This window comes from Herbiconiux oxytropis, assembly GCF_024979315.1.
Lineage (GTDB): Bacteria > Actinomycetota > Actinomycetes > Actinomycetales > Microbacteriaceae > Herbiconiux > Herbiconiux oxytropis.
This window is the reverse complement of sequence record NZ_JANLCK010000005.1, coordinates 81283-104873: the sequence shown is the minus strand read 5'-3', so window position 1 is coordinate 104873 and position 23591 is coordinate 81283. Positions and strand designations below refer to the sequence as shown.

Genomic DNA, 23591 nt, shown 5'->3' with positions numbered 1-23591 from the left:
GGAATCCCTCCGCGTGGGCGGCGTACAAGAGGTGCTGGTCAGGTGCGCACGGCTAACGCTACGCACTCCGTAGCGTATCCTAAGCAGCATGGCGACTGCTCTCGTGACCGGTGGCACCTCCGGCATCGGTGCGGCCTTCGCCCGTGCCCTCTCGCTCCGCGGCTACGACATCGTGCTGGTGGCGCGAGACGAGCAGAGGCTGGCCGAGATGGCCGCAGAGCTCGAGCGCGAGGGAGCCTCGCCGGTCGAGACCATCTCGGCCGATCTCGCGGTGCGGGCCGACATCGACCGGGTGGCCGAGCGGATCGAGTCGACCGAGAGACCCATCGACTTCCTCGTCAACAACGCCGGCTTCGGCATCCACGGATCCCTGCTGGAGCGCGACGTCTCCATCCACGAGCGCGCGCTCACGGTGATGTGCCTCGCCGTGCTCGTGCTCGGTGGCGCCGCGGGTCGCGCCATGACCGCCAGGCAGAAGGGCACGATCCTCAACGTCTCGAGCGTGGCCGGCACCATCGCCACGGGTGACTACTCGGCCGTGAAGGCGTGGACGACGGCCTACACGGAGTCGCTCGCGGTCGAGCTCCGCCACACGAACGTGCAGGTCTCGGCGGTGCTGCCCGGCTGGGTGCGCACCGAGTTCCACGACCGCGCCGGCATCCGCACCCGCTCCATCCCCGACGTGCTGTGGCTCGACGCCGACGCGCTCGTCGAGGAGTGCCTCCGCGACGTGGCCAGGGGAGCCGTGCTCTCGGTGCCTTCGGCTCGCTTCAAGGTCCTGCTGTTCCTCACCCGGCACCTTCCGCGCCGGGTCATCCGCTGGGTCTCCGGGCGCATCTCGTCGAGCCGTGACACGAAGGTCGAGGCACGATGAACGATCCGCACCCCTCCCTGCTGAACGGCCCCAAGGACCGCTTCACCTCGAGCACGATGGCGGGCCTGCGCTTCATCGCGCAGCGCATGCTGCTGAAGCCCGTGGTCTGGTCGATCACGCGCGTGAGCGTGCGCGGTCACGACGCCGTGAAGGGCGTGCAGGGGGCGTTCATCGCGGTGGCGAACCACTCGAGCCACCTCGACGCGCCCCTCATCATGTGCGCCCTGCCTCGCCGCATGGGCCGCTACCTCGCCGCCGGGGCCGCGGCCGACTACTTCTTCGACATCTGGTGGCGGCGCATTCTCACCGCCCTCTTCTTCAACGCCTTCCCCATCGACCGCACCGGCACCGCCCAGAAGCAGGGCGTCTCGAAGAAGCTGCTCTCGCGCGGCGTGCCGCTGCTCGTGTTCCCCGAGGGCACGCGCTCGAAGACCGGCGAGATGGCCCCGTTCAAGGCGGGCGCCGCCGCGCTGTCCATCGCGTGCGACGTGCCGTGCGTGCCCGTGGCGCTCGTGGGAGCGAGCCTCGCGATGCCGCGCGGCCGCAACTGGCCCATCCCCGGCCGCCCGCCCGTGGCCGTCATCTTCGGCGAGCCCATGCTCGGCCTTCCGGGCGAGACGCCCGACCAGTTCTCCCGTCGCATCGCGCACGAGGTCCGCCGCCTGCACTCCACGGCGGCCGAGAGCGACGCCATTCCGGCGCTGCCCGTGATCTCACCGCGTCAGCAGGGCAGAAGCACCACGAGAGGAGCCGCATGACCGACGTCAAGCACATGAAGTGGTGGGGCTGGGGCCTCGAGGGCGTGGGCTTCCATTTCGAGGACAAGCCGGCCTTCGTGCCCTTCGTGCAGAAGGCCGTGGGCCTCGACGTGCGCACGCCCCCCGTGCCGCCGCTCTCGTTCGACGAGCTCACCGTCGCTCCGCCCCGCCTGTCGCCCGCGTTCGAGGCCGAGCTCGTCTCGATCGTCGGCGAGGAGAACGCGTTCACCGACGACAAGACCCGTGTGGTGCACACCTACGGCAAGTCGATCCGCGACCTGCTGCGCATCCGCCGCAACGAGATCGCGCGCGTGCCCGACATCGTGGTCTACCCGGGCGACGAGCACGCCGTGCAGCAGATCGTCGACGCCGCGGTGGCGGCCGGCGCCGTGCTCATCCCCTTCGGCGGCGGCAGCAACATCGCCGGCAGCCTCGAGCCCCTCGCCGACGAGGAGCGCACGATCGTGTCGCTCGACCTCGGTCGGCTCGACCGCGTGCTCGACATCGACGAGGGATCGGGCCTCGCCCGCATCCAGGCCGGTGCGCAGGGCCCCTCGATCGAGGAGCAGCTGAACGCCAGGGGCTGGACGATGGGGCACTTCCCCGACAGCTTCACCCACTCCACTGTCGGTGGCTGGGTGGCCACTCGCTCCTCGGGCATGCAGAGCGACAAGTACGGCGACATCGCCGACATCGCGCGGGGCCTCCGGATGGTGCGCCCCGGCACGGTCGTCGAGCTGCGTCCGCTTCCCTCCACCTCCACCGGCCCCTCGGTGCGCGAGATGATCATCGGCTCCGAGGGTCGCCTCGGCGTGATCACCGAGGTCACCGTGCAGGTGCACCGCCAGCCCGCCGTCCGTGAGGTGCAGGCCTACTTCTTCCCGAACTGGAAGGCGGGCCTCGCGGCCATGCACGCCATTTCGGAGTCGGATGCGGCGCCCTCGATCACCCGGGTGTCGGATGCGCGTGAGAGCGGCTTCTCGCTGTCCACCCGCAAGGAGTCCAAGGGCATCTCGGGCGCGGCGCAGAACGTGCTCATGTCGGTGCTGAAGCGACGCGGCTGGGACCTCGAGCAGATGTGCCTGTCGTTCATCGGCTTCGAGGGCAGCGCCTCGCATGTGGCCTACGAGAAGAAGCTCGTGGGCGCGATCGTGAAGAAGCACGGCGGCCTCGGCGTGGGCAAGGGCCCCGGCGCCCTCTACGACCAGAAGAAGTTCGACACCCCCTACCTCCGCGACTTCCTGCTCGACCGTGGGGCGGCGGCCGACGTCTCCGAGACAGCGGCGCCGTGGTCGAAGCTGCAGGCGGTCTACGACGACACCGTCGCCGCGGCCCAGGCCGCCTACGCGGCGCTCGGCGTGCACGGGTGGATCATGTGCCACCTCTCGCACTCCTACAACTCGGGTGCCTGCCTCTACTTCACCTTCGCGTTCGTGCACGGCGACGACCCCATCGCGCAGTACGAGGTCGTGAAGTCCTCCATCCAGCAGGCGTTCATGACGCACGGCGGAACGCTCTCGCACCACCACGGTGTGGGCGTCGAGCACGCGCCGTGGATGGCGCAGGACATCTCCGAAGGCGGAGTGGCCCTCATGCAGGGCCTCTTCGACGCAGCCGACCCCACCTCCCAGTTCAACCCGGGCAAGGTCCTCGGCCCGCGCCAGCTCACCGCCTCCGACGTCGCCGCGATCGTGGCCGACGCCCCGCGCTGACAGTCCGGTGACGGCCCGCTGATCCTCGCGTGCCGGCTCGCGCTCCCACCGCTCAGTCGGGTGGGGTGAGGGCCGGCCAGAGGAGGGTGAGAAGGCGGTCGGCCCACTCCTCGTCGGGCTCGCCGCCGCGGATGACGTGGCCGACGGCGGAGCCGAGGAGCACGCTGACGACGAGCTTGACGTCGAGGCCGGCGCGCAGGTCGCCGCGCGCGACCGCCTCGTCGAGGAACGCGACGAGCTGGTGGCTGCGCATGCGGATCATGTCGCGCAGCTTGTCGGTGAAGGGCGCGTCGTCGTCGATCAGGATGGCGGCGACCGTGCCGCGGCCCACGATCTCCTGCACGCGCACGCGAGCGGCGCCGAGGAGCCAGTGCAGGGTGTCGTAGGTCGACATCCCGGTGGGCAGCGTGACCTCGGTGGTCGCCGCGTCGATCGCGGCCGCGAGCAGCGCCTCGCGGTCTTCGTAGCGGCGGTAGATGGTGGTCTTGGCCACGCCCGACGCCGCAGCGACGGCCTCGACGTTCACGCCCGCCGGCCCGCGGTCGCGGAGCAGCTGCAGGGTGGCGGCGACGATGCGCTCGTCGGCTCCCGCGTGGTGCTCGGGAAGGTCGACGGCAGGGTCGGTCATGCTCCGAGTGTAGCTTCACGGTCGGCCGCGGCTCCCGGCTTGACAGGGCCCCGCGAGGTCGCGCGAGCCGAACCGACGCGTCGAGCCGGCCCGGGTCAGAGTCCCCGGTCGACCATGTCGAGCAGCCGCTCGGTGGCGAAGTCGATCATGGGGTCGGTGAGACCCCGCAATGGTCCGTCGATCACGAGCATGCCGAGACCGTGCACGGTGGCCCAGGCCAGGAACTCCGCGTTCTCCCGCCGGGCCGGGGGCAGGGCGCCGCTGTCGACGAGCGCGTCGAGGGCGAGCGAGAGCAGCTGAAAGGGGGTGAGCCCGCTCACGCCGGCCTTGGCGGGGGAGAGGGCCTGACGGAGGTCGTCGGGCACCGAGAACGCGGTGCGGAAGAGCCCCGGCTCCTCGCGGGCGAAGGCGATGTAGCCGAGCCCGACGGTGCGCAGCTGCAGCCGGGCGTCGGCCACGGCGTCGCCGGTCGTCGGATGCGCGGCCTGCTCCTGCTCGATGCGGTCGGCGGCGAGGCCGAGGCACGTGTCGGAGACGGCTTTCAGCAGCGCGTCGCGATCGGCGAAGTGCCGGTAGGCGGCGTTCGGTGAGACCCCGGCCCGCCGGGTGGCCTCGCGGATGACGATCGCACGCGGGCCGCCTTCCCGAGCCATCTCGACGCCGGCGGCGATGAGGGCGCCGCGCAGGTCTCCGTGTCGGTACGTGGTGCGACTCTGGGATGCGCGTTCGTCGTCGCTCATGCGTGCTCTCCGGGTGGTGCTCGGGCGCCTAGGTAGTGGACAGTGTACACATCGGCGCCTGGGGAAGCGCCGCTCTCACGGTACCGCTGTTCGGCGGGGAGCCCTTTCGTGGCTCCGGTGCGGCACGTCGGCTGGGATGGTGATCTACAAGTACGCGAAAAAAGAGGACCGACCCCGTATAGGGCGTCGGTCCTCCTTTCTCGCGTACTTGCTCGGGCTACTCGCCGCCGGCGATCGCGTTGAGCACGAGCACCGCGGAGTCGTTGGCCCCGATCGCGTACTCGCTCGTCTCATCCTCGGCGCAGAGCTGCCCGGTGGCGATCTCCTCGATCTCGTCGATGAGCTCGCGTGCGGTCGTGAGCTCGGCCTGCAGCGCGGGCGAAGCGACGGCTGCGGGCGCCAGCGCGGCGGCCGAGCGGCGCTCGGCCTGCAGCGCGGTGAGCGCGTCGCTCAGGCGCTCCCGGTCCTCCAGCGCGATCGCGGAGTCGGAGAGGGCCCGGTCGCGCTCGTCGGCGAGGATGCCGATCTCGGTGCGCGCCTCGGCCAGCTCCAGCTCCAGGGTGGCGGCCCGCGCCTCGGCCGCCTCGAGCGCTCCGTCGCCCTCGGGGAAGAGCACGGTCTCGGCGGCGCCGGCTGCAGCGACGTCGCGGACATCAGCCGCTTCGGCACGGGAGGCCTCGGCGCGCGCGTCGGCCTCGTCGCGAGCGGCGGCGAGCACGTCGATCTCGGCGCGGGCATCGGCGAGCTCGGACTCGAGCTCGGCCACACGGGCCTGGGCCTCGTCGAACTCGGCGGTGTCGACGACCTCCTCGACGATCACGATCTCCTCGGCAGAGCCGGCGGATGCGTACTGGCCGGACGCGTCGGCTGCAGCAGCAGCGGCCGAAGCCGCGGCCACGGCGGCCTCGTTCTCGCGGGCGAGCGCCTCGAGCGCCTCCTCGTGCGAGCGGGCGAGCTCGGCGAGGGCCGCCTCGTGCTCCGCATCGCGGGCGGCGAGGTCGGCCGCGCTCTGCGCCGACACCTCGGCACCGTCGGCCTCGTGCGAAGCCGCGAGACCGGCGTTGTCGTCGCGCAGCGCCTCGGCCTCGGCCGCCAGTCGGGCCACCTCGGTCTCGTGCTCAGCGCGCAGCTGCGCGGTCTCGGCCTCGTGACTGCTGCGGAGCTGCTCGAGTGCCGCCTCGTGCTCGCTGGTCAGCTGCTCGAGCGCTGCGGTGTGCTCGGCCCGCACCTGCTCGTCGTGCGCCCTCAGCTGGTCGGCCTCGGTGGTGTGGCCCGTGCGCAGCTGCTCGGTCTCGGTGGCGTGCGCCGCGCGGAGCTCCTCGAGCTGGGAGGCGTGCGAGGCGGTGATCTGCTCGGTCTGGTTGGCGTGCGAGAGGGTCAGCTCCTCGAGCTGGGCCGCGTGCGCCGCGTGGAGTCCTGCGATCTGGTTCTGGTAGCCCGAGATCGTGGCCTGCAGCTCCGACTGCAGCCGGCCCGTCTCTGCGGCGAGCTGCGCCTCCAGGGCGCCGGTCTCGGCCACCCGGCGCTCCTCGTGCGCGGCGGCCTCGGCCACGAGCAGGGCCTGGAGTGCGCCCGTCTCGTAGGCCAGTCGCTCCTGGTGCGCGGTGTTCTCGGAGACGAGCTGGTTCTGCAGTGCGCTCGTCTCGGCCGCGAGCTGCGCCTGCAGCGCCCCGGTCTCGGCGAGCCGGCGCTGCTCCGCGGCGGCGGCCTCGGCGGCACGCTGCTCCTGGAGGGCGGTGGTCTCGGCGACCAGGCGCTCGTGCAGGGCCGTGAGCTCGGCCTCACGCGCGGCGAGGGAGGCCGCGGTCGAGTCGAGGCGGGCCTGGGTGTCCTCGTAGCGCGCGGTCATCTCGGCCAGTCGCGCCGAGGTCGCAGCGAGCTCGCGCTCGGCGTCGGTGCGTGCGGTGTCGCGGAGGCGCCGGTCGTCGATCACGAGACCGAGCTGCGAGCGGATGATCTCGAGCGGGTCGTTCTCGCCCTCCACCTCGACCGCGGGCACGATCTCCGGCGCCTCGTAGGCCGGCCGGGCCTTGGGGTCGACGAAGTGGTGCCGGTAGAGGTCGTCGATCACGGCCTCGTAGCGGGCGCGGAACTCCTGGGTGCCGATCGCGAGCGAGGCGCCCACGAACTTCAGCGCCGTGCGGTCGCGGCCGGTGAGGCGGTAGCCCTCCGGCTGCTCCGTGCCATCGGGCGCCGCGGACGACGACGGTGCACCCGCGCCGAAGGCCGCGCCTGCGGGGAGGGGAACGGTGGCATCCTGCTCCCGAGCCTGATCATGGTCATCGAGTCCCAGCGCCTGCAGCCCGGTCTCCTCCGGGTTCTCCGGATCGCGGGACGGGTTCGTGGCGCCGGTCGTGGTGGCGTCGGACATGATGCTCCTACTGGCCTTGTAGCGGGTGGCTGCCGCGGGTCGTCGCGGCTCGTCGTAGTCCAGGTTAGTAGTGGTCCCTGACACTCCGACAGGCGTCTTCGCAGACTCGGATGCGGTGCCGAGCCGAGCCCCGCTCAGCGCTCCTGGTCGAGGCCCCGGAGTCGCTCGATCTCGCGCCTGTCGCGCTTGGTCGGGCGCCCGGCCCCGCGGTCCCGGACAGGGACGGCCGCGACGGTCTCGCGTGGCGGCGGCGGGGGAGTGAGCTCCTCGAACAGTTCGGCCGCCACGCTCGCCGAGCCGCGCTTGACCCCGAGGGCGGCGATCTTCAGGATGCGGTCGAAGCCGCTGATCCGCGCCCGCACCTCGTCGCCCGGCCGCACACTCTGCGCCGCTTTCGCCCGTTCGCCGTTCAGCCGCACATGGCCGGCCCGGCACGCGGCGGTGGCGAGCGATCGCGTCTTGTAGACGCGCGCGGCCCAGAGCCAGCTGTCGATGCGCACGGAGTCGCCCATCCGTTCAGCCTGCCACACCGGTGCCGCGTCTGCGCCGCCTAGGCTTGGGGGATGCCGAGTTCCGACGTCGCCGCCGCCAGCCGCCCGGCGATGCCGGCCCCGTTCGATCCGGATGCCGCCTACGACGCGTTCGCCACCTGGGCCGCCGGTCGTGGCACGCCCCTCTACCCTGCACAGGACGAGTCGATCATGGCGATCGTCTCCGGCGAGAACGTCATCCTCTCGACCCCCACGGGCACCGGCAAGTCTCTCGTGGCGGTCGGCGCGCACGCGGTGGCGCTCGCGCAGGGGGTGCGCAGCTACTACACGGCTCCCATCAAGGCGCTCGTCTCCGAGAAGTTCTTCGATCTCGTGGGCATCTTCGGCGCCGAGAACGTGGGCATGGTCACGGGCGACTCCTCGGTGAACCCCGAGGCGCCTATCATCTGCGCGACGGCCGAGATCCTCGCCAACCTCGCCCTCCGCGAGGGGGCCGAGACCCCCGTGGGCCAGGTGGTCATGGACGAGTTCCACTTCTACGCCGAGCCCGACCGCGGCTGGGCCTGGCAGGTGCCGATCCTCGCCCTCCCCGCTGTGCAGTTCGTGCTCATGTCGGCGACCCTCGGCGACGTCGACTGGCTCGCCACCGACCTCTCGCGCCGCACGGGCCGCGAGACGACCGTCATCACGGGCGTCGACCGCCCGGTGCCGCTCAGCTACAGCTACGCCACCACTCCCATCCAGGAGACGGTCGAGGAGCTTCTGCAGACCCAGCGCGCCCCCGTCTACATCGTGCACTTCTCCCAGCTCGCGGCCATCGAGCGCGCTCAGGCGCTCTCGAGCATCAAGGTGGCCTCGCGCGAGGTGCGCGACGAGATCGCGGAGCTCATCGGCGGCTTCCGCTTCACGACGGCATTCGGCAAGACGCTCTCGCGCCTGATCCGCATGGGCATCGGCGTGCACCACGCGGGCATGCTGCCGAAGTACCGCCGGCTCGTGGAGCGGCTCGCCCAGCGGGGGCTCCTCAAGGTCATCTGCGGCACCGACACCCTGGGCGTGGGCATCAACGTGCCCATCCGCACGGTCCTGCTCTCGGCGCTCACGAAGTACGACGGCATCCGGATGCGCCAGCTCACCGCACGCGAGTTCCACCAGATCGCGGGTCGCGCCGGCCGGGCCGGCTACGACACGGCGGGCACCGTGGTGGTGCAGGCCCCCGAGCACGAGACCGAGAACCTCAAGGCGCTCGCGAAGATCGGCGACGACCCCAAGAAGAAGCGCAAGTTCATGCGCAAGCGCGCTCCCGAAGGGTTCGTGTCGTGGGGCGAGCCGAGCTTCGAGAAGCTCATCGCCGCCGAGCCGGAGCGGCTCACCTCGCAGCTGCGGGTCACGCACGCGATGGTGCTCAACACGATCGCGCGAGGCGGCGACGTGTTCGGCACCCTGCGTGCACTCCTCGAGGACAACCACGAGCCGCGTGCGAAGCAGCGCGAGCTCATCCGCCAGGCGCTCGCGATCTACCGCACCCTCCGCACGGCCGGGGTCGTGCGCCAGATCACCGACGACACGACCGGGGAGGTCTCGATCCGCCTGACCGTCGACCTGCAGCCGAACTTCGCCCTCAACCAGCCGCTGTCGCCGTTCGCACTCGCGGTGTACGACCTGCTCGACGAGGAGTCGCCGTCGTTCGCACTCGACGTGGTGTCGGTCACCGAAGCCATCCTCGACGACCCTCGGCCCGTGCTCTCGGCGCAGAAGTTCGTGGCGCGCGGGGAGGCCGTGCAGGCGATGAAGGCAGAGGGGATCGAGTACGAGCAGCGCATGGAACTGCTCGAGGAGGTCATGCACCCGAAGCCCCTCGAGGGGCTCCTCGGCGAGGCCTTCGACACCTACCGCGCTTCGCAGCCGTGGATCGGCGACTTCGACATCGCCCCCAAGTCGGTCGTGCGCGACATGTACGAGCGGGCGATGTCATTCGGCGAGTACATCGCGTTCTACAAGCTCGCCCGCTCAGAGGGTCTCGTGCTGCGCTACCTCTCGGACGCCTACCGCACGCTCCGATCCACCGTGCCGGACGAGCTGAAGAACGACGACCTGCTCGACCTCATCGAGTGGCTCGGCGAGCTCGTGCGGCAGACCGACTCGAGCGTGCTCGACGAGTGGGAGTCGCTCATCAACCCGGATGCCGTGCTCGAGGCCCTCGACGACGAGCAGGCCGTTGTGCCTCCAGCACCGCGCCTGCTCACCTCGAACCCGCGTGCGTTCCGCATCCTCGTGCGCAACGAGCTGTTCCGCCGGGTGTCGCTCGCGGCGCGCGACGCGTTCGACGAGCTCGGCGAGCTGGATGCCGCGGCGGGCTTCGGCGCCGATCGCTGGCAAGCGGCGATGGACGACTACTACGACGTGCACGACTCGGTCGGCATCGGGCCGCACGCCCGGAGCGCGGCGCTGCTCATCCTCGAGGAGGACGAGAAGGTGGCGGGGCCCGGGCTCTGGCGGGCGCGCCAGATCTTCGACGACCCGGCGGGTGACCACGACTGGGGCATCACCGCCGAGATCGACCTCGCGGCATCGAACGAGGCGGGCGTGGCGGTCGTGCGCGTGCTGGCGGTCGACCAGCTGTAGCCCTTCAGCGGGTGGGTGCATCCCAGCGCAGGCAGATGAGGCCGGGGCGGGTGTCCCAGGGCTCCACCACCGCGAAGCCGAGCCGCTCGTAGAGCGCGAGGGCGCTCGTGCGCCACTCCCACACCGAGAGCCGCACGGCGGTGAAGCCCCGTGCCACGGCTGAGTCGACCGCGGCACGCACGAGGGCCGTCGCAAGCCCCTGCCCGCGAGCGGAGGGCTCCACCCACAGCCGCTTCACCTCGGCGGCCCCCGAGAGCACCACGCAGCCCTCGGGGGACGCGGAGGCGCCGTCGCCCGCGAGCAGCACGACGTCGCGGGCGAAGGTGCTTGCCGGGTCGTCGATCTCCGCGCGGTAGCGGCGGGGCAGGTCGGCCGCGGTCGTGATCCCCAGCCCCTTCTCGTGCTCGGTCTGCAGGTGGTACGCCGTCAGCAGACCCGAGAAGGCGGCGGAGTCGTCACCCCACGGCGGCCCGGGCCAGGGAGCGATCAGGGTCGCACCGCTCGCGCCCGTCATGCCGACCGACCGTCGTCGTCGCGGCGCACCCAGCGGGTGAGCAGGAGGCCGCCGCTCGCGGCGATGTGCCCCAGCTCGAAGCCGAGCGGCACGCGCGCGTCACCCACCGCGCCGTCGCCACCGTCGTCTTCGACGGAGCCGTTCCGCGGCGCCGTCGCGATCCTCGGGCCGTGCCCGCCTTCCAGCACAGGGCTGATCGTGAGGCACAGTTCATCGACGAGCCCGGCCGCGATGCAGTCGCCGAAGAACGACGGGCCGCCCTCGCAGAGGATCTGCGCGAGGCCCCGCGCGTGCAGCTCCCGCAGCACGAGCGCCGGGTCGACGTGCCCGGTGCCCGCCTCGACGACGTCGGCCACCTCGGCGAGCCGGCTCCGGGCATCCGCCGGCGCCCCGCTCGTGGTGAAGACGAGGGGGCGTCGGGGTGCCTCGGCGAAGAGGGCGCTCGCGGGATCGAGGTCGAGGCGGCCGCTCACGAGCGCCATCGCCGGATCCTGGGGGAGTCCGAGCGCGCGGCGCCGTGCACGGTGCTCCGGGGTCGCCGTGAGCGCCCCGTAGCCCTCTGCACGCGCGGTGCCGGCCCCCACGAGCACGACGTCGGCGAGGGCCCGGAGGGTGTCGAACACGCGCTTGTCGGCGGGCCCGCCGAGCCCGCCCGAGAGGCCCTGCACGGTCGCCGACCCGTCGAGGCTCTGCACGAGGTTCACCCGCAGCACGGGGGAGTCACGCGGCGTCGGGGCGTAGAGCTGCCACAGCGCGTCGTCGTCGAGCTCTCCGGAGCCGGCCGTGAGCATCCGGATCACCGCGCCACCCGCACCCGGCCCTGGCACGGACTCAGACCCGGACCCGGACTCAGACATTGTGCACCGCCTCGACCGGCTCCCGGAAGCCGAGGACGGCTTCGAGCATGCGCATCGACGCCACCGCCGCGGGCACGTCGTGCATGCGCACGACCCGGGCGCCGAGCACCGCGCAGACGGTCGCGGCCACGATCGAGCCCTCCCGCCGCTCGCTCTTGGGAACGCCGAGGCTCTCGCCGATGAAGTCCTTGTTCGACACCGCCGCGAGCGTCGGGAGCCCCAGCGAGGTGATCTCGGCCATCCGTCTCGTGAGCTCGAGGCTCTGCACCGTGTTCTTGTTGAGGTCGTGGCCCGGGTCGACGAAGAGCCGCTCGAGCGGGATCCCCGCGGCCACGGCCGCGTCGACGCGCCGCTCGAGGAAGGCCCGCACTTCACCGGCCACGTCGTCGTAACGGGGCCGCGGGTGCGGCTGCCGGGGGGCGGCGAGGCTGTGGGTGATCACGAGTGAGGCCCCGGATGCCGCGACGACGCCGGCGAGGTCGGGGTCGCTCAGCCCCGTGGTGTCGTTGACGATGTGCGCTCCCGCGTCGATGCACGCGGCGGCCACCGAGGCGCGGAAGGTGTCGACGGAGATCGCGACGTCGCTCGCGGCGGCGACCCCGCGCACCACCGGGAGCACCCGCTCGAGCTCCTCGTCGGCGCTGATCTCGGGGCCGGGTGCGAACTTCGCGCCGCCGATGTCGACCCAGTCCGCTCCGTCGGCGGCGGCCGTGAGCGCGGCCTCGACGGCCCGGTCGAGGGCGAACGTGGCGCCCTGGTCGTAGAACGAGTCGGGGGTGCGGTTGACGATGGCCATGACCGCGATCCGGCGGCCGAAATCGATCTCGCGCTGCCCGAACCGGCGGACCGGATGGGTGAGCGGGGGGTGCACGATCTGCATCGTTCCATCATGCAGGCATGAGAAGCTGGAGGCATGACCGTGGTTCCGCCCCGCCTTCCGCCGCGCGACAGCGGCGACGCCTGGGTGGAGGGGCCCGACGGCCGCCGGTTCTGGGGCCGCTATGGTGCCGCCGGACTGCTCGTGCACGACCCGGAGGCCGGTATCCTGCTGCAGCACCGCGCCGAGTGGAGCCATTTCGGCGGCACCTGGGGCCTGCCGGGTGGCGCTCGGCACGAGGGCGAGTCGGCCATCGACGGCGCGCTCCGCGAGGCCGGCGAGGAGGCCGGGGTGCCGGCCGACGCGCTCGGGCTCGCCTTCACCTCGACGCTCGATCTGGGCTACTGGTCGTACGTCACGGTCGTCACCCGCGCGCTCCGCGCCTTCACCCCGCGCATCGGCGACGCCGAGAGCCTGGAGCTCCGCTGGGTGCCCGTCGACGAGGTCGAGGCGCTGCCGCTGCACCCGGGCTTCGGATCCGCGTGGCCGGTGCTGCGGGAGCGGCTCGCCGAGCGCGTGCGCATCGTGGTCGACGCCGCGAACGTCGTCGGCTCCCGGCCCGACGGCTGGTGGAAGGATCGCGTCGGCGCCGCCGAGCGTCTGCTGGCCGGCGTGACGGCGCTCGCCGCAGCGGGGGTCGAAGCTCGGGCCCTCGAGGGTTCGGCGCCGGTCGATGCTCCGTCGTCCGCCCCGGTTCCGCGGGAGGCGCCGCCCGAGGGACCGGGCACCCGGGCCTGGCCCGCCATCCGTGTGGTGCTCGAGGGGCAGGCCAAGGGCGCGCAGGCGGCATCGCCGCTCCAGCCGGGTGAATCGCTCCTGCTGCCCGCGGTAGCGGTGGAGATCTCGTCGGCCCCGAGCCAGGGCGACGACACGATCGTGGCGGAGGCGACCGCGGGCGTGGCCGAGGGCTTCCGCGTGCTCGTGGTGACGGCCGACCGCGAGCTCCGCTCGCGCGTGGAGCGCGAGGGCGCCGAGGTGCGCGGCCCGAGCTGGCTGCTGTCGCTCACCGACGCCGCCGTCGAGCTCCCCGCACAGGATGTCCGTGGCGACGACTAGTCTTCGTCGCACGATGATCCCCGCCACCCGCGCAGCGCGTCCGCGCGCCGACGCCACCGCGATGCTCGAGCGCGTGCACGAGTCACCCCGCCCGCTCGATCTCCGGGCCACGCTCCAGCCGCTCCGCCGCGGGCCGGGCGACCCCTGCCTGCGCATCGACGACTCGGGGCTCTGGCTGGCGCTCCGCCCGCCGACGGCCGACACCACGACCGCCACCCTGCACTTCTCCCGCGTGGGGCCGGGTTCCCTCGGCGCCGTGCGCGTGCGCGCCTGGGGCGACGGCGCCGAGGCCGCTCTCGACCTGGTGCCCGACCTCCTGGGAGAGCACGACGACTGGAGCGCTCTCGACACGAGTGCCTTCGGCCCGGGCGGCTACGAGCTGCTCGGCACAACCCTCCGCCGCAATCCCGGCCTCCGGCTCACCCGCACGGGGCGGGTCATCGACGCACTCATCCCCGCCGTGATCGAGCAGAAGATCACCTCCACCGAGGCCTTTCGCGCGTGGCGCATCCTCGTGACCGCGCACGGCGAGCCTGCCCCCGGCCCCGCGCCCGCCGCGCTGCGGGTGCCGCCCACTGCCGAGCGCTGGCGCCGCATCCCCTCATGGGAGTGGCACCGGGCCGGGGTCGATCCGCGACGCTCCGCCACGGCCGTGCGCGTCGCATCCGTCGCCGGTGGGCTGCAGCGCACGGCGGAGCAGGAACCGCGGCTTCCCGGCGTCGAGGTGCGGCGCCTCCTGCAGACGGTGAGCGGGGTCGGCCCGTGGACCGCGGCCGAGGCGGCCCAGCGCTCGCACGGCGATCCGGATGCGGTGAGCTTCGGCGACTACCACCTGGCGTCGGTCGTGGGCTGGGCCCTGGTGGGTGAGAAGCTCGACGACGATGCTCTTGTCGAGCTGCTCGAGCCGTGGGCCGGACACCGTCAGCGCATCGTGCGGCTCGTGCTCATCTCGGGGGTCATGCCGCCTCGGCACGGACCGCGCCTGACGATCCAGGACCACCGCCGGCACTGAGAGCCCGCACGCCCCTCCGCTGCAGACAGCCGGCTCAGTACCAGTGGGGATCTTTCGCGTTCCAGAACGCCAGGGCGCCGCACGGGGTGTCGTAACGGCCCACGATGTAGGTGAGCCCCCAGCGGATCTGGGTCATCGCGTTCGTCACGTAGTCGGCTCCCGCGGAGGCCATCTTCGACGCCGGCAGCGACTGCGGGATGCCGTAGGCGCCGCTCGAGGTGTTGTAGGCGTTGGCGCGCCAGCCGGACTCACCGATCCACAGCCGCACGAGGCAGTCGTACTGGTCTCCGCCCCAGCCGTACTCGGGCATGATGCTGAGGGCGTAGGCCTTCGCCTCGTCGGGGCTCATGATCTCGCCGCTGTCGGGAACCCAGGTGCTCCCAGGGGCGTCGTCCGCGGCGTCGGCGGCGCGGCGGCGGTCCTCCTCCTCCTTGCCCTTCTGATACTGCTGCTCGAGCTCGGCGGCGGCGGCGTCGAGGGAGGCCAGCTGAGCGGTGAGCTGGGCGGTGCGGGTCTCGGTCTCGGCGATCTGCGCGATGGCATCGGCCTGCAGCTGCTCGGCCTCGGCCTTGCGGTCGGCGGCCTCCTGCTCGAGGCGCTGACGCTCGGTCGTGGCCCTCGAGGCCTGGTCCGTGAGTGCGTCCGCGGTGTTCTGGGCGGCGACGGCGGCGTTCCGGGTGCCCGCGGTCTGCTCGGTGAGCTTCGACATGGCGCCGAGGCGGTAGAGCAGGGAGTCGGAGTCCTCCTGGTCGAGGAGGAGGTTCATGGTGTGGTCGCCACCGCTGCGGTAGAGCTGGGCGGCGAGAAGCCCCACCTGGGTGTTGGCCGTCGCGGCACGCTCGCTCGCGGAGTCGGCCTGCGCCTGCAGGGTTCCGGCGTACTCGGCGGCCACCTGGGCCGCGTAGCTGGCCTCCTGGTACTCCTGGCCGCGGTCGAAGGCGATCTTCTCGAGCTCGGCCGAGCGGGTCTGCAGATCGGCGAGCAGGCCCCGGATGTTGTCGACCTCGGCCTGCTTGGCGGCTTCGTTGTTCTTGGCCGCATTGACCTCGTCCCAGCTGGGGTAGTCGACGGCCGGGACAGTCGTGCCTCCGGCCCCGGCGGCCGAGACCGAGGGCGTGATGACGAGCGCGGCGACGAGGGCCACCACGCTCCAGCCGTACGCCGGACGCTTCCTCATGGATTCCAGCGTATGTGACGAAAGTGAAAGTTGTGAAGAGGCGGCCGCGCGCGTCCTGCTCCGGACTGGCTACCATGTGGCCATGGGTGCGCTGGAGCTCGAGGGCTGGCACGACTTCGCCGTGGCCGCCGCAGGGGCCGCAGCCGCGCTCGCCGGTCTGATCATGGTGGCCATCTCGGTCAACATCAAGGAGATCATCACGCTGCCCGGCCTCCCGGCGCGGGCCGGCGCCACGATCGCCGCGGTCGTCGTGGTGGTGGTCGCCGCGCTCGTCATCCTCATCCCGGGGCAGTCCGCCCTCGTCCTCGGCCTGCAGCTCGTGGCGTTCGCCGTGGCGGGAACGTGCTTCCAGATCCCGGCGGTGCGGGCCGTCTTCCGCGCCCAGCAGGGCGCGCCGCTGCCCGCCAAGCTCTTCAACTCGGTCCTTCTGCTCACCCAGCTCCTGTGGGTCGCGGTGGGGGGAGTGATCGTGGCCCTCGGTTCCACCGGCGGGCTGGCCTATGTCGCGGCGGGCTTCGTCGTCATCGTGATCACCTCGATGCTGAACGCCTGGGTGCTCATGGTCGAGATCCTCCGGTGACGGAATTCATCTCCGGTCCGGAATAATCGGACCGGTCGATGCATTTGTATTGACCGTGGGGCGATTCCTCGTCCTGCCCCGACACTCCTGAACGAAGAGAGACATCATGACCGACACCATCGAGATCCCCGGTTACAAGGCCGGCACCTGGACCATCGACCCCTCGCACTCCGAGGTCGGCTTCAGCGTGCGCCACATGCTCATCAGCAAGGTCAAGGGCACGTTCGAGACCTTCGACGCCACCTTCGTGACCGGTGAGAACCCCCTCGACACCAAGGTCACCGCCAAGGCCGATGTCGCCTCGGTCAACACCAACGACAAGAACCGCGACGGCCACCTCGCCACGAACGACTTCTTCAACGCCCCCGAGTTCCCCGAGATCACCTTCGTCTCCACGGGTGTCCGCAACGAGGGCGGTGACTTCAAGGTCGACGGCGACCTCACCATCAAGGGCGTCACCAAGCCGGTCACCTTCGACTTCGAGTTCGGCGGCTTCGGCACCGACGCCTACGGCAACTTCAAGGCCGGCTTCGAGGCCAAGACCGAGATCGACCGCAACGACTTCGGCGTGAACTGGAACGCCGCGCTCGAGACCGGTGGAGTGCTCGTGGGCGACAAGGTCACCATCACGCTCGACGTGCAGGCTGTCCTCCAGCCGTAGTCGACAGGGGCGCTCGCCCCTTCAGCGCGCCGTGCAGACGCCGGCCGGGTCCTCTCCCGGCCGGCGTCTTCCTGTGGCGGGTGCGGGGTTCTGCTGCGCGGGTTCGAGCCTGGCTTCTCCTCCACAGAGCGGATGCGCCGAGTGGGTCTCCACAGATCGGATCGACCGTCTCCGCCCACCTCTCCGCATTCGCGACACTGGGCGCATGACCACGATCACAGCCCCACCCCGAGTGCGCACCGTCGCGCTGCCCGCCCTCCTCCGAGACATCGAGACGGTGCTCGGCTACCGCCCGTCCGACTCGATCGCCCTCCGCGTCCGCCGACGGCGAAGGTCGTTCGCGGTCCTGCGCGTCGATCTGCCGCGGCTGCACGACTTTCCCGGGGAGGAGCTGCTCGATGCCCTCGCCGAGGCGGTGGAGGGGATGGTGGGGCGCATGGCGGCGGCCACCGGGTTCGACATCGTCGGCTACGGGGAGGGCCCTGTGGCCAGGCGGGCGGTCGAGACGGTGACCGCGCGCCTCGTGCTCGCGGGCCGGGTCGCGCACGAGGCCTGCCTTGTCACGAGCAACCACTGGGCCGCTCTGCCCGCGGTCGATTGCAACCCGGGGCGCGAACTGCGCTGGATCGCGCTGGCCTCAGCCGGGCCGGAGATGCAGCTCGCCGACCCAGACCCGCATCACGGCCGCTTCGTGCCCATACCGGCCTCGACCCCCGCCCGGCAGGCGGCGGCCCTGGCGGTGCTGGCCGAAGAGGAGCCGCACGACCCGGAGCGTGATCTGCTGAGCGACCTCGAGTCGTGGTCGGCGGCCATCGCCGACGACGCCCTGCTGGAGTCCGATCCCGCGACCATCCGCCTGGCGTGGTCGCTCCGCCACAAGCTCACCCGCGACTGCGTGCTCATGCTGGCCGCGTGGGGCCCGGATGCCGCCTACCGCATGCTGGCCGAGAGCCTCGAGTCGCCTGTTCCGCCGCGGTCCTGGTCGGTCGGCGCCGAGCCGCCGACGGTGCTGGCCACGTTCATCGGTCGCGGTTCCGAAGGGCCGGACGAGGCACGGGTGCGCCGGTCGATCGATGTGCTGCGCCGCGTGGTCGAGGCGGCTCCGGCCTCGCTCGCGCCGCCGCCGCTCGTGCTGCTCGCCTGGCTGGAGTGGAGCCGGGGCCGGGGCTCGGCGGCCGCGGGCTACCTCGACGCGTGCGCTGCGGTCGAGCCCGACTACGTGCTGGCCCGGCTGTTCCGGCGCGTGGTCGACTCGGGCCGTCTGCCCGACTGGTGCGGTGCGCGATGAGTTCCGTCGCCATCTCGCCGTGTGATGCGCCGGTCGTGCTCCGCTGCTGCTCAGTGACCGGTGAGGGGTGCGAGCAGACGTGCCGTGATCGAGCGTCGGCCGGTGACCGACTCCTCCACGTCGGCGGCGCTCGTGCCCACGAGGCCGAGGTTGGCGCCCACGAAGCGCAGTGGCTCGGGCTCCCACTTCGGCGAGAGGTGGTTCACCCACGGCAACCGGGTGAGGGCGGTGCTTCGCCCCGTGATGAGATCGGCCAGGGTGCGGCCGGCGAGGTTGGTCGTGCTGAGACCGTCGCCCACGTAGCCGCCGGCGTAGGCGACCTGCGTGCGCGGGTTGTAGCTCGCGGTCGCGTGCCAGTCGCGCGGAACGCCGAGCGGGCCGCCCCAGCGGTGACTGATGGCCGTGCCGCGTGCAGCCGGGAAGAGGTCGAACAGCGTGCGCTCGAGGTGCGTGAACACGCGCTCCTCGCGGTCGTGACCCGGCCTGATCGAGGAGCCCCAGTGGTAGCGGGCGCCGCGGCCGCCGAAGGCGATCCGGTCGTCGGCGGTGCGTTGGCCGTAGACGAGCAGGTGCCGGTAGTCGGAGAAGGTCGTGCCGTGCTCGATCCCGAGCTCGTCCCACAGCTCGGCCGGCAGCGGCTCGGTGGCGATCATGAGCGAGTAGAGCGGCATGATGCGCCGGCCGATGCCCGGCAGGCGCGCGCCGTAGCCCTCCAGTGCGAGCACGACCTGATCGCACTCGACGAGCCCTTCACCGCCGGCGCCGCTGTAGAGCACCTGATGCGGTGCCCACTCCACGGCCTCCGTCTGCTCGGCGATGACGACGCCGAGTGCCTCTACCACGCGGGCGAGCCCCCGCACGAGCTTGGCCGGGTGCAGGCGGGCGCACGAGGGATCGAAGCCCGCGGCCAGCGACGACGTGGCGGCGAGGGCCCTCGCTCGCGCGTCGTCGTGCGTCGAGGGCGTCACGAGCTCGAGCGGGTCGACGCCGAAGGCCCGCGCCGCGTCGACCTCTTCCACGGCGGCCGAGCGCTGCACCGTGTCCCGGGCGAAGGTGAGGGTGCCGCCCTTCACGAAGTCGCAGTCGATGCCCTCCTCGGCACTCACCCGCCCCACCTCGTCGACGGTGTCGGTCATCGCCGAGCGGAGGTCGCGGGCGGCGTCGTCGCCGTAGAGGCGGCGGAGCCCGGAGGTCGACTTGGGGAAGAGCGCGGAGCACCAGCCCCCGTTCCGGCCCGAGGCACCGTGCCCGGCGATGTGCTTCTCCAGCACGGTGATCGAGAGCGTCGGGTCGGCCTTCTTGAGGTAGTAAGCCGTCCACAGCCCGGTCAATCCACCGCCCACGATGCACACGCCTGTGCTCACGTCGCCCATGAGCGGCGGGCGGGGCGCCAGGTCGTCGGCGCCGGAGCGCGCCAGGGAGTCGAACCAGAAGGAGGTGTCGCGGTGCTCGCTCATGCTGTGCGGAGCCCCTAGAGCCTCGTCCAGGCCTCGGTGAGCACGCCGCGGAGGATCTGCTCGATCTCGTCGAACTCGCTCGCACCTATCGTGAGCGGAGGAGCGAGCTGGATGACGGGGTCGCCCCGGTCGTCGGCGCGGCAGTAGAGGCCGGCGTCGAACAGCGCCTTCGAGAGGAAGCCGCGGAGCAGTCGCTCGGACTCGTCGTCGTCGAAGGTCTCGCGGGTCGCCTTGTCCTTCACGAGCTCGATGCCGAAGAAGTAGCCGTCGCCGCGCACGTCGCCGACGATGGGGAGGTCGGTCAGCTTCTCGAGCGTCTGGCGGAACAGAGGGGAGTTCTCCCGCACATGCGCGTTGAGGCCCTCCTCCTCGAAGATGTCGAGGTTCTCGAGGGCCACGGCGGCCGACACCGGGTGACCGGCGAAGGTGTAGCCGTGGTAGAACGCGGTCTGGCCGTGCTTGAACGGCTCGTAGACGCGCTCGTTGACGATGGTGGCGCCGATCGGCGAATAGCCGCTCGTCATCGCCTTGGCGCACGTGATCATGTCGGGCTCGAATCCGTAGGTGTCGCAGGCGAAGTAGTTGCCGATGCGGCCGAACGCGCAGATGACCTCGTCGCTCACGAGGAGCACGTCGTACTGGTCGCAGATCTCGCGCACACGCTGGAAGTAGCCGGGAGGCGGCGGGAAGCAGCCGCCGGAGTTCTGCACGGGCTCGAGGAACACGGCGGCGACGGTCTCGGGGCCCTCGAACTGGATCATCTCCTCGATCCGGTTGGCGGCCCACAGGCCGAAGGCCTCCTCGGTGCCCTCGAAGCCCATCTCCTTCGCCCGGTAGTAGTTGGTGTTGGGCACGCGGAAGCCACCGGGGGTGACGGGCTCGAACATCTCCTTCATGGCGGGGATGCCGGTGATGGCGAGGGCGCCCTGGGGGGTGCCGTGGTAGGCGACGGCTCGGGAGATCACCTTGTGCTTGGTGGGTCGGCCCTGCAGCTTCCAGTAGTACTTCGCCAGCTTGAAGGCTGTCTCGACCGCCTCGCCGCCTCCGGTGGAGAAGAACACGCGGTTGAGGTCGCCGGGCGCGAGGTCGGCGAGCCGGTCGGCCAGCTCGATGGCGGAGGGGTGGGCGTACGACCAGATCGGGAAGAACGCGAGCTCCTCGGCCTGCTTGGCGGCTACCTCGGCGAGGCGCCGTCGGCCGTGGCCGGCGTTCACCACGAACAACCCGGAGAGGCCGTCGATGTACTTCTTGCCCGTGGAGTCCCAGATGTGGTGGCCCTCGCCCTTGGTGATGATCGGGACGCCGGCGCCGGACTCCATCACGGACTGGCGGGAGAAGTGCATCCAGAGGTGGTCCTTGGCCATCGCCTGCAGCTCGGCCTCGGTGCGGTTCGCCCGAGCCTGGGAGGAGGAGACGGGCTGTTCGGTGGTTGTCATCGTGTACCCCAGTTGTAGAGCTGCTTGTGCAGCTTCAAATAGACGAATGTTTCGGTGGCGAGCACGCCCTCGAGCTTCCGGATCTCGGAGTTGAGCAGGGCGATGAGGTCGTCGTCGTCTTCGCAGACGACTTCGGCGAGGATGTCGAAGGTGCCGGCCGTGAGCACCACGTAGTCGACCGCGGGCATCCGCGCAAGGGCGTCGGCCACGAGGCGGGTGTCGCCCGCCACCTTGAGGCCGATCATCGCCTGGCGGTAGAAGCCGAGCTGCAGCGGATCCGTCACGGCGACGATCTGCATCACCCCCGCGTCGGTGAGCTTCTGCACGCGCTGACGCACGGCGGCCTCGCTCAGCCCGACGGCCTTCCCGATCTCGGCGTACGAGCGGCGGCCGTCGTCCTGCAGCTGCTCGATGATCGCCTTGGAGGTGTCGTCGAGTCCGGGCGGGCGTGACTTGCTGCTGCTCATGGCTCCGATCCTGTCATGCGAATCGGCCTTCGGCAAGTGATTCCGTAGCAGCAGAGCCTGCCGAGTGCCGAAAACAGCACTCCGCCTCACGGGTCATCCGGTAGCGATAGCGTGTCGTCATGGGTGCACTGCGCGTCGTGGCGGGTCAGGGGGAGTGGCTCCTCCTAGCGGAGTGGCCCGCTCTCGTTCTCGTACCCGCCGCCGTTCCGGCGGATGTCGCCGCGCGCATCCGCTCTTCTCTCCACGGCGCCCCCGTGATCGAGTCGATCGTGTCTGCCGTCCCCGTGCGTGGTGCCGAGGCCGTTGCCTCCTTCGCCGTGCTGCGGTTCGAGGAGCCGGGAGACGCGCGGATCCAGCGGGTGACCGGGGTCGTCCGCGGCGCGGCCGCGGCCGACCTGCTCTCGATCGGCGGCGCCCGTCGCTTCGGATCGCGCGGGGCCGAGCCGTGGGCGCTCGCCGAGTTCACCGACGTGGTGGGAGTGACGCTCGGCGCCCTCCCCCCGGTGCCCGAGTCGTCGCCGCAGCTGCCGGACGATGCCCGCCCGCTCGAGAGCGGTGCCGTGCACGTCTCGCGCGTGGTGTGGGTCGCCGATGCCGAGCTGCTGACGCCGGCCGCTGGTGCGGGCGCCTCCGACACCGACACGGGCGACCACGACGACACCGTGGTCCGAACGCCCTCGACCTCGCCCGCACCGCCGCCCCCCGCACCGCCGCCCCCCGCAGCGGCGGCGCCCGACGCCGCACCGGCAGCCGAAGCCGCCCCCGCACCCGAAGCCGCCCCCGCACCCGAAGCCGCACCGGCACCCACCACCACCTACTCCCTCCGCATCGACGGACGAGACCCTGTCGAGCTCACCGGATCGGTCGTGATCGGCCGCCGGCCCCGCGAGCGCCGCGCACCCACGGCCCTCCCGCAGCACCTTCTCGCGGTCGAGTCGCCCACGAAGCAGGTGTCGTCCAACCACGTCGAGATAGCCCTCAGCGGCCGCGCGGTGGTGATCACCGATCTCCGCTCCACCAACGGCACCGTCGTGCGTCAGCAGGGCTCGGCGCCGGTGCGGCTGCGGCAGGGAGATTCGTTCGTGGCGAGCGGGTCGGCTATCGTCGAAATCGGCGACGGAAACGTTATCCACATCTCGTCGCGAGACCGGGGAAACACCGGGATCACCGCTTAGGATTCCCGGAAAGCTGTCAGGAGTTGGTCACGTGACCCAGATCGGTCGAACGAGCGCGCGCGTGAGCGTGACGCGCGAGGGCGCGCATCCCCGCCGCGTCACGCTGTCCTGGGCCGCGCTCAGCGACAAGGGCAACAAGCGGGCGGGCAACGAGGACAGCTCGATATCGGACGTGCCGGTCTTCGCGGTCGCCGACGGCATGGGCGGGCACTCGGCGGGTGACGTGGCGAGTGCGGCCGTGGTCGAGCGCCTCGGCGAGATCGCCGAGGCCGTCACCGACGCCGACTCCCTCGAGGATGCGCTCGCCAGAGCGCTCACCGACATCGACAAGGTGGGAGACGAGTCGGTGCTCGGCACCGGCACCACCGTCACGGGAGTGGCGCTCGCCGAGATCGACGACGACCTGGCGTGGCTGGTGTTCAACATCGGCGACTCGCGCGTCTACCTCTATCACGACGGAGAACTCCAGCAGCTCACCATCGACCACTCCGTGGTGCAGGAGCTCATCGACGCGGGGCTGCTCAGCCGCGAGCAGGCCGAGCACCACCCCGACAGCAACGTCATCACGCGTGCGGTCGGCTTCCACGAGAAGCCCATCCCCGACTACTCGACCATCCCCGTGGTCGCCGGCCAGCGCATCCTCGTCTGCTCCGACGGTCTCACCAAGGAGCTGACCGACTTCGGCATCCGGCACTACCTCTCCACCACGCCCGGGGCCGAGGCCGCCGCCAGGGAGCTCGTCACGGCAGCGCTCGCCAACGGTGGGCGCGACAACGTGACGGTCGTCGTGCTCGACGTCGAGACCGACGACGGCGCCGGCCGGAACTGAGGCCCG

At 71.6% G+C, this 23591-nt stretch carries 22 protein-coding genes; 11 read left to right on the top strand and 11 right to left on the bottom strand.

Going from position 1 to position 23591, the window contains the following annotated elements; translation table 11 throughout:
- Positions 1-88 precede the first annotated feature (88 nt).
- Genes N1028_RS11010 through N1028_RS11000 form a run of 3 tightly spaced genes read left to right on the top strand, consistent with a single transcriptional unit; the run spans position 89 to position 3344 of the window.
- On the top strand, positions 89-874 hold the full coding sequence (locus N1028_RS11010) for an SDR family NAD(P)-dependent oxidoreductase (protein WP_259528582.1): 786 nt from the start codon (positions 89-91) through the stop codon (positions 872-874).
- Positions 871-1632, top strand: a complete 762-nt coding sequence (locus N1028_RS11005) for a lysophospholipid acyltransferase family protein (RefSeq protein ID WP_259528572.1) — start codon at positions 871-873, stop codon at positions 1630-1632. The genes N1028_RS11010 and N1028_RS11005 overlap by 4 nt, the downstream gene beginning before the upstream one ends.
- Positions 1629-3344 (top strand): FAD-binding oxidoreductase, encoded by a 1716-nt coding sequence (locus N1028_RS11000; protein ID WP_259528570.1) that lies wholly within the window; start codon positions 1629-1631, stop codon positions 3342-3344. The genes N1028_RS11005 and N1028_RS11000 overlap by 4 nt, the downstream gene beginning before the upstream one ends.
- Before the next feature lie 52 nt (positions 3345-3396).
- Here the strand turns inward: N1028_RS11000 and N1028_RS10995 are convergent, their stop codons facing one another.
- From N1028_RS10995 to N1028_RS10980, 4 genes are all read right to left on the bottom strand, one after another.
- Positions 3397-3972, bottom strand: coding sequence for a TetR/AcrR family transcriptional regulator (locus N1028_RS10995; RefSeq protein ID WP_259528567.1), 576 nt, complete (start codon positions 3970-3972; stop codon positions 3397-3399).
- 95 nt (positions 3973-4067) lie between these two features.
- On the bottom strand, positions 4068-4712 hold the full coding sequence (locus N1028_RS10990; protein ID WP_259528563.1) for a TetR/AcrR family transcriptional regulator: 645 nt from the start codon (positions 4710-4712) through the stop codon (positions 4068-4070).
- 217 nt (positions 4713-4929) lie between these two features.
- The gene (locus tag N1028_RS10985; RefSeq protein WP_259528561.1) at positions 4930-7083 is read right to left on the bottom strand and encodes a coiled-coil domain-containing protein; all 2154 of its coding nucleotides are present in this window, start codon (positions 7081-7083) and stop codon (positions 4930-4932) included.
- Between the two features lie 134 nt (positions 7084-7217).
- A complete protein-coding gene (locus N1028_RS10980) occupies positions 7218-7595 on the bottom strand; it encodes an Hsp15 family ribosome-associated heat shock protein (RefSeq protein WP_259528559.1) in 378 nt (125 codons plus the stop codon).
- A 51-nt stretch (positions 7596-7646) separates the two neighbouring features.
- Here N1028_RS10980 and N1028_RS10975 point away from each other — a divergent pair, with 51 nt between their 5' ends.
- Positions 7647-10199 carry a DEAD/DEAH box helicase gene (locus N1028_RS10975; RefSeq protein ID WP_375163457.1) on the top strand — a complete coding sequence of 851 codons (2553 nt, stop codon included), beginning with the start codon at positions 7647-7649 and terminating at the stop codon, positions 10197-10199.
- A gap of 4 nt (positions 10200-10203) precedes the next feature.
- Here N1028_RS10975 and N1028_RS10970 read toward each other — a convergent pair whose 3' ends face one another.
- The 3 genes from N1028_RS10970 to folP are packed head-to-tail and all read right to left on the bottom strand — an operon-like array spanning position 10204 to position 12450.
- On the bottom strand, positions 10204-10713 hold the full coding sequence (locus N1028_RS10970; RefSeq protein ID WP_259528557.1) for a GNAT family N-acetyltransferase: 510 nt from the start codon (positions 10711-10713) through the stop codon (positions 10204-10206).
- Entirely contained in the window at positions 10710-11570 is an 861-nt protein-coding gene (locus N1028_RS10965; protein ID WP_259528555.1) for a pyrimidine reductase family protein, read from the bottom strand. The genes N1028_RS10970 and N1028_RS10965 overlap by 4 nt, the downstream gene beginning before the upstream one ends.
- Positions 11563-12450, bottom strand: a complete 888-nt coding sequence (folP, locus tag N1028_RS10960; protein ID WP_259528544.1) for a dihydropteroate synthase — start codon at positions 12448-12450, stop codon at positions 11563-11565. The genes N1028_RS10965 and folP overlap by 8 nt, the downstream gene beginning before the upstream one ends.
- A 33-nt stretch (positions 12451-12483) precedes the next feature.
- Here folP and N1028_RS10955 point away from each other — a divergent pair, with 33 nt between their 5' ends.
- Together N1028_RS10955 and N1028_RS10950 are read left to right on the top strand one after the other, a co-directional pair.
- Positions 12484-13503 carry an NUDIX domain-containing protein gene (locus N1028_RS10955; RefSeq protein ID WP_259528542.1) on the top strand — a complete coding sequence of 340 codons (1020 nt, stop codon included), beginning with the start codon at positions 12484-12486 and terminating at the stop codon, positions 13501-13503.
- Between the two features lie 13 nt (positions 13504-13516).
- Positions 13517-14515, top strand: coding sequence for a DNA-3-methyladenine glycosylase family protein (locus tag N1028_RS10950; RefSeq protein ID WP_259528540.1), 999 nt, complete (start codon positions 13517-13519; stop codon positions 14513-14515).
- Positions 14516-14549: 34 nt separating this feature from the next.
- Here the strand turns inward: N1028_RS10950 and N1028_RS10945 are convergent, their stop codons facing one another.
- Complete coding sequence (locus N1028_RS10945) at positions 14550-15692, bottom strand: aggregation-promoting factor C-terminal-like domain-containing protein (RefSeq protein ID WP_259528538.1); 1143 nt, start codon at positions 15690-15692, stop codon at positions 14550-14552.
- A gap of 82 nt (positions 15693-15774) precedes the next feature.
- On the opposite strand from N1028_RS10945, the gene N1028_RS10940 reads away from it, so the two are divergent.
- The 3 genes from N1028_RS10940 to N1028_RS10930 all read left to right on the top strand — a co-directional run bounded on the left by N1028_RS10940 (position 15775) and on the right by N1028_RS10930 (position 18221).
- Complete coding sequence (locus N1028_RS10940) at positions 15775-16272, top strand: hypothetical protein (RefSeq protein WP_259528535.1); 498 nt, start codon at positions 15775-15777, stop codon at positions 16270-16272.
- Positions 16273-16378: 106 nt separating this feature from the next.
- Positions 16379-16933 (top strand): YceI family protein, encoded by a 555-nt coding sequence (locus N1028_RS10935; RefSeq protein WP_259528533.1) that lies wholly within the window; start codon positions 16379-16381, stop codon positions 16931-16933.
- Positions 16934-17138: 205 nt separating this feature from the next.
- Positions 17139-18221, top strand: a complete 1083-nt coding sequence (locus N1028_RS10930) for a DUF4192 family protein (protein ID WP_259528520.1) — start codon at positions 17139-17141, stop codon at positions 18219-18221.
- Positions 18222-18271: 50 nt separating this feature from the next.
- On the opposite strand, the gene N1028_RS10925 is transcribed toward N1028_RS10930, so the two are convergent.
- Genes N1028_RS10925 through N1028_RS10915 form a run of 3 tightly spaced genes read right to left on the bottom strand, consistent with a single transcriptional unit; the run spans position 18272 to position 21581 of the window.
- Positions 18272-19678 (bottom strand): NAD(P)/FAD-dependent oxidoreductase, encoded by a 1407-nt coding sequence (locus N1028_RS10925; protein WP_259528518.1) that lies wholly within the window; start codon positions 19676-19678, stop codon positions 18272-18274.
- Positions 19679-19692: 14 nt separating this feature from the next.
- Complete coding sequence (locus N1028_RS10920) at positions 19693-21114, bottom strand: aspartate aminotransferase family protein (protein WP_259528515.1); 1422 nt, start codon at positions 21112-21114, stop codon at positions 19693-19695.
- On the bottom strand, positions 21111-21581 hold the full coding sequence (locus tag N1028_RS10915) for an Lrp/AsnC family transcriptional regulator (RefSeq protein ID WP_259528512.1): 471 nt from the start codon (positions 21579-21581) through the stop codon (positions 21111-21113). The genes N1028_RS10920 and N1028_RS10915 overlap by 4 nt, the downstream gene beginning before the upstream one ends.
- A gap of 119 nt (positions 21582-21700) precedes the next feature.
- Here N1028_RS10915 and N1028_RS10910 point away from each other — a divergent pair, with 119 nt between their 5' ends.
- Entirely contained in the window at positions 21701-22756 is a 1056-nt protein-coding gene (locus N1028_RS10910; protein WP_259528507.1) for an FHA domain-containing protein, read from the top strand.
- A 31-nt stretch (positions 22757-22787) separates the two neighbouring features.
- Positions 22788-23585, top strand: coding sequence for a PP2C family protein-serine/threonine phosphatase (locus N1028_RS10905; RefSeq protein ID WP_259528506.1), 798 nt, complete (start codon positions 22788-22790; stop codon positions 23583-23585).
- Positions 23586-23591 lie beyond the last annotated feature (6 nt).